This is a genomic window from Mesobacillus sp., assembly GCF_049588175.1.
In the GTDB taxonomy this organism is placed as follows: Bacteria; Bacillota; Bacilli; order Bacillales; family Cytobacillaceae; genus Mesobacillus.
The window spans coordinates 1-5,540 of record NZ_JBAVFI010000022.1 but is presented as its reverse complement, the minus strand read 5'-3'; the positions used below and the strand labels follow the sequence as shown (position 1 = coordinate 5,540).

General features: G+C 43.6%; 5 protein-coding genes. All 5 read right to left on the bottom strand.

Annotated elements, in window-relative coordinates; all coding sequences use genetic code 11:
• Positions 1 to 471: creatininase family protein (locus WB217_RS00465; RefSeq protein WP_423989610.1), on the bottom strand; the 471-nt coding region annotated here is incomplete at its 3' end.
• Between the two features lie 4 nt (positions 472 to 475).
• Positions 476 to 1,624 (bottom strand): M20 family metallopeptidase, encoded by a 1,149-nt coding sequence (locus tag WB217_RS00460; protein WP_423989608.1) that lies wholly within the window; start codon positions 1,622 to 1,624, stop codon positions 476 to 478.
• A 193-nt stretch (positions 1,625 to 1,817) separates the two neighbouring features.
• Entirely contained in the window at positions 1,818 to 3,452 is a 1,635-nt protein-coding gene (locus WB217_RS00455) for an ABC transporter substrate-binding protein (protein ID WP_423989606.1), read from the bottom strand.
• A gap of 83 nt (positions 3,453 to 3,535) precedes the next feature.
• The gene (gene nikC, locus WB217_RS00450) at positions 3,536 to 4,354 is read right to left on the bottom strand and encodes a nickel transporter permease (RefSeq protein ID WP_335377642.1); all 819 of its coding nucleotides are present in this window, start codon (positions 4,352 to 4,354) and stop codon (positions 3,536 to 3,538) included.
• Positions 4,355 to 4,369: 15 nt separating this feature from the next.
• Positions 4,370 to 5,383, bottom strand: a complete 1,014-nt coding sequence (locus tag WB217_RS00445; RefSeq protein WP_335430697.1) for an ABC transporter permease — start codon at positions 5,381 to 5,383, stop codon at positions 4,370 to 4,372.
• Positions 5,384 to 5,540 lie beyond the last annotated feature (157 nt).

Here is a 5,540-nt window from a genome sequence, read left to right as displayed (position 1 = left end):
CCCTCCATGACCGGGGCCTTTGGTGATTTCTAAGATTTGCTCACGGTAATCCACCCACCAATTGATGGTTAAAACCTTCATCCCTAAGTCAGCAAGCTTTTCAGCAACAGTAGTTAAGCTCGGGATATTTCCTCCATGTCCATTGAACAGAACAATTTGTTCAAAACCATTCCGGTGAAACTCTTTTCCGATTTCGTAAACGTATTGAGAAAAAGCATCCGCAGATATATCAATCGTTCCTTCAAATGGGGCAAGACCCCAAGAATGACCGTAAGCAACTTCAGGTGCCATCAATACCCTGTCTCCAATCATCCGATCAAGCCGGCGGACAAACTCCCGGGGAATCCACACATCCGTTCCAAGCGAACAATGAGGTCCATGCATTTCAATCATTCCAATAGGCAACAATACAGTGTCTACTGAAGCTTTAATTTCTTTGAATTTTGAGGCTGTTAAATCCATCATGTACATAATGTCAGTCCCCCTTTTTATTGGCATATCTTTGAATAATTTCAGCCATCAGGGCTGCTCTGTATGGAAGATTCGATAAATCGACATGTTCATCTTCAGTATGTGCTCCATCTCCAACAGGCCCTAAACCATCAATTGTCGGAATGCCAAGACCTGCTGTGAAGTTGCCATCGCTCGCTCCTCCCGAAGACCCTTCTCCCAAATCGTATCCGTGTGAGGCCGCAATTCTCTTTAGCTCTGCATATAATTGAATCACTGCCTCTGTCCGTTCAAGAGGGTAGCGGTCAATTTCCCCAAATACCTCGACCTTTGTTCCTTTTACAAAAACTGGCCTGTTCAAGATTGCTTCTTTAATCTTTTCCGCCTGTGCCTTTTTGGTGATGCGAACATCAATCTCTGCTACAGCTTCTTTGGCAATGACGTTCCCGCGGGTTCCGCCTTTCACTACCCCGATATTCACTGAAATTCCTTCATCGCGGTTCTCAAGCTTCTTCAAATCTAGTATTTGGTGTGCCAGCTCTTCAATTGCACTGGCACCATCCCAGGCATTGATCCCCGCATGCGCAGCAATCCCTTCAATTTTCATCAGGAACTGCGCTGCTCCTTTTCTTTCGGTTTTTACTGCCCCATCCGGTCCGATACTTGATTCCGGAACCAATACTACCGAGCTTTTTCCAGCTTCCTTGAGGATGATCTCCTTCGAATGGGCACTTCCCACTTCTTCATCTGTTGATACAAGGAAGGTGATTTGCTTGTTCAGCTCGGTACCGGTTTCCTTCAATGCCCTTAATGCCCAGAGTGTAATAGCGAGACCGCCTTTCATATCAAAAACCCCTGGGCCATAAAGAAGGTTTCCTTCCTGCCTTATTGGCAGTGCGCCTACATCCCACACGGTGTCCATGTGGCCAATCACCAAAATCTGCCCTTCTTCATCCCCTGCTCCATATGTAAATTTGTATTGGTTGCCAACTTCCGTTTTTTCAATCATTTCGACGGAACCGCCTACCAGTCTCTCAAATTCCTGTCGCAGTACATCACCACACTTATCTACGAGAGCTTTTGTATGGGATGGAGATTCAGCCTTTGTCAACCTAATCAAAGTGTCAGTGATGTAGTTACTGTGCTCTTTAAGGTATTTTAAAATATCAGACATTGATCTTGATTCCCTTCATTGATTTGCCTAGCAGCCTTTCTAAATTCACTGCTGTTTCAATCAGTCTTTTGTCCTCAAAACGTCTACCAACAAGCCATCCTCCAGGTACCAAAATTCCAAATTGTCTTTCCTCCTGAATCTGATTGAATAAAACGACCGCATACGATAAAGTCCTGCGGTCGCTTTAATGAAATTATTCTTTCGTCATCTTTTGGAACGGTACATACCAAGTGTTCATCGGATTGATTTCATACCCTTTTACCCAGGTTCTTTGAGTAGCCTGAACAAGACGCTGTGCAGGGAAGATATACGGAACCTCTTCACTCATGATTGCCTGGATTTCCTGGTAAATTTCCTCTCGTCTGCCTTCATCGACAGTCTTTCTGCCTTCTTCCAATAGCTGATCGACTTTGCTATTTTCATAGAATGCAAGGTTGAATCCAGGGCCCTTACTAGAAGAATGTGCGAAGTACCAAAGATTGTAATCCGGGTCAGCATAATCCGGTGTCCATGCTGCGAGTGCTAACTGATGACCTCCTGAAGTAACAGTCTCCAGGAATGTCGGCCATGCCAGTGTCTTGATTTTCAAGTCAACACCAATCTTTTTAAAGTCTGATTGCATCATGACCGCAATATTCTTACGTACTTCATTATTCTCAGAAATCAGGATCTCCGTTTCAAAACCTTTACCGAGTCCCGCTTCCTCTAGAAGTGCTTTTGCTTTATCAAGGTCAAAATCATATTGCTTCACATCAGGGTTATAACCAAACATTCCTTCAGGGATGATTCCGCCGATACGCTTACCAGCACCCAGAAGAATATCATTATTGATAGAATCGTAGTTTACAGCGTGCGCCAATGCCTGACGCACCTTCACATTGTCAAGAGGTTTCTTCTCTATGTTAATCGCAATATCATCAATCTGGTATCCAGGCTGTGTGATAATATCAATACCTTCTGTACCTTCCATCTGCTTCATTACATCAGGGGAAAGCATAGAGTAATCCAGCAAATCTACTTCGCCTTTTTCTAGCATTAATCTCGCCGTTGAAGGTTCGTTGACAATCATGATATTGACAGTTTTTAATTTAGGTACTTCTCCCCAATAGTTCTCATTTGCTTTTAAAACCATCTTCTGGCCGCGATCCCAGCTTTCAAGAGTGTATGGACCAGAACCGAAATCCTTATCAGCAAGGTAACTTTCACCTAAATCATCGCCATGGTTTTCAGCAAGTTTCGGATTGACGATATTGGCAAACACAGTTCCAAGTGTTTTGATGAATGGGGCAAATGGTTTCTCGAGAGTAATTTTGATTGTATGATCATCCACTATTTCAAAGCTATCCTTTGTGATAACCTTATTAAATTGACCAGCAGCAGATTTTCCAATATCAATGGCACGAGTGAAGGAATACTTAACAGCTTCCGACGTAACAGGGGTACCATCATGGAATTTAGCTTCCTTATTCAAGTAGAATGTGTAGGTCAAGCCATCATCCGAGACATCCCATTTTTCAGCAAGTTGAGGCTTGACTTCAGTATCTGTTCCATCATAAGTAACGAGACGATCATAAAGCATGTAGGTTACACGAAACGATGTATTGGCAGCAGTGCCATGTGGGTCAAGGTGAGGTATATCCTGGTTGGTGGCGAAATTGAAGACTTCTGGATTTCCCGAACCCTTTGGTTCTGCTGGCGTATCGCTCTTGTCTTCGTTCTTCCCCTCTGCAGGTGTTGTCGTCTCCTGGTTATACTTATTACATCCAGTCAAAGCAAGTAACAGAATCAGCGCCATGGTCATCACTTTAAATAAGAAATTCTTCTTCATTTGTTTCCCCCCAGATTTTTAGTGGATTTATCTTACTAGCAAAGCTTTAAAAGGCAGGAATCACCCCTTTCAAAGAAATATAATTACCTATTCTTAGGATCAAGCAAATCTCTCATGCCATCACCCAATAAGTTAAAACCTAATACAGTCAGCAGAATCGCCAAACCGGGAAAGGTAGCTGCCCACCAGGCATCCCGCAGAATTTCCCTGCTCGATGATAGCATAGCTCCCCACTCAGGAGATGGAGGCTGTGCTCCCAGTCCGATAAAACTTAGACCAGCTGCAGCCAAGATGACGAATCCTAAGTCCAGGCTCGCCTGGATGCTTGCTGGAGCAATCGCGTTTGGAATGATTTCTTTAAATAAAATTCTAAAAGGGTTGGCTCCGATCGCCCTGGCTGATTCTATAAACTCAGAGCTCTTGATTGACAGGACAGACGACCGGACAATCCTTGTGTACCACGGCCACCATGTGATCGCTAATGCCAGGAGGACATTTTCAATCGATGGTCCAAGGGCTGCGGCAATGGACATCGACAGGATGATACCTGGAAAGCTGAGGAAAATGTCAGTAAGCCTCATGATTACCTGGTCGACCATACCACCTACATAGCCAGCTATTGCGCCAAGGATGGTGCCGATTGGAAAAGAAATCAAAACGACCATTAATCCAATCTTTAAAGAAATCCGAGTTCCAAAGATAATCCGGCTTAGTATATCCCTTCCTACTTCATCCGTACCGAACAAATGATCGGAACTGGGAGGAAGTAATTTTTGTCCCAGATTTACCTCCAGCGGATCCTTAGGGGCAATCCATGGAGCGAATATGGCTAGAATAATAATCATTACTACCAGGAAAATCCCTAACACTGTTAAAGGACTTTGTAAAATCCGTCTAACCACTTATATTGCCTCCTTTTAATCATAGTTAAGTCGAGGATCGACAACCTGATAGAGTATATCGATGATAAGGTTTACGAGAATGAAGAGAACGGCAATCAGAATGGTGACGGCCATCACAGCTGGAAAGTCCAGATATGTAATGGCATTGACTGCATACTTGCCAAGTCCTGGCCACGAAAACACCGACTCAACGAGCACACTTCCGCCGAGTGAATGGCCAAAGGTCATGCCAAGAAGCGTCATGATCGGCATCATCCCATTCCTTAATGCATGGCCGTAAAGTACTCGCTTTTCTGATCCACCTTTGGCAAAGGCCGTTCTAATATAATCACTTCTTAACACTTCAAGCATTGATGATCTCGTCATTCTTGTGATCATCCCGATTGTTACGGCAGCTTGCGTAATCCCAGGAAGGATTAAATGGATCACAGCTGATTTAAACACCGTCCAATTCCCAGTCAGAAGAGCATCAATTGTGTACATCCCAGTGATTGTCTCCGGAGGAACCAGTCCTGTATCTAACCGTCCTGAACCAGGTAAAACCCCAAGTTTTAAATAGAAGAATAATAGAAAGATAATTCCCAGCCAGAATGCCGGCATGGCCACACCTATGAGTGCCATGACCCTGGCAAATTGGTCAGCTGCTTTATCTTTCTTGCTTGCACTTATGACCCCTAAAGGAATGCCGATTAAAATCGTGATAAACATCGAAAAAAAAGTTAACTCTAAAGTTGCCGGAAAATATTGTTTGATATCCTTCATCACGGGCTGATGAGAATAATTACTGTTTCCAAGATCTCCTTGAAGCAATTTTTTCATGTAATTGGAATATTGAACATATACAGGATCATTCAGGCCCATTTTTTCCTGCAGCTCTTCGATTACCTTCGCATCTGCGTATGGACCTGCAGCCAAACGAGCTGGATCACCTGGAATGGTATTCGAGATGAAGAAAGTTAAAATGCTTATACCAATCAATATTGGTATCATGAGCAGAATCCTTTTTACCGTGTAACGAAGTGCGTCCACCTATCCCGCCTCCTTTTTGGTTATGAAATATGGATTTTTGTTTTCGTAATCTGCTCTGCGTGTACATGAATACATGAAGCCCAGTGTCCCATCACTTTTTCCCTGAGTTCAGGAGTTTCCACTTTACATTCAGGTGTTGCTACTGGACAGCGAGTAT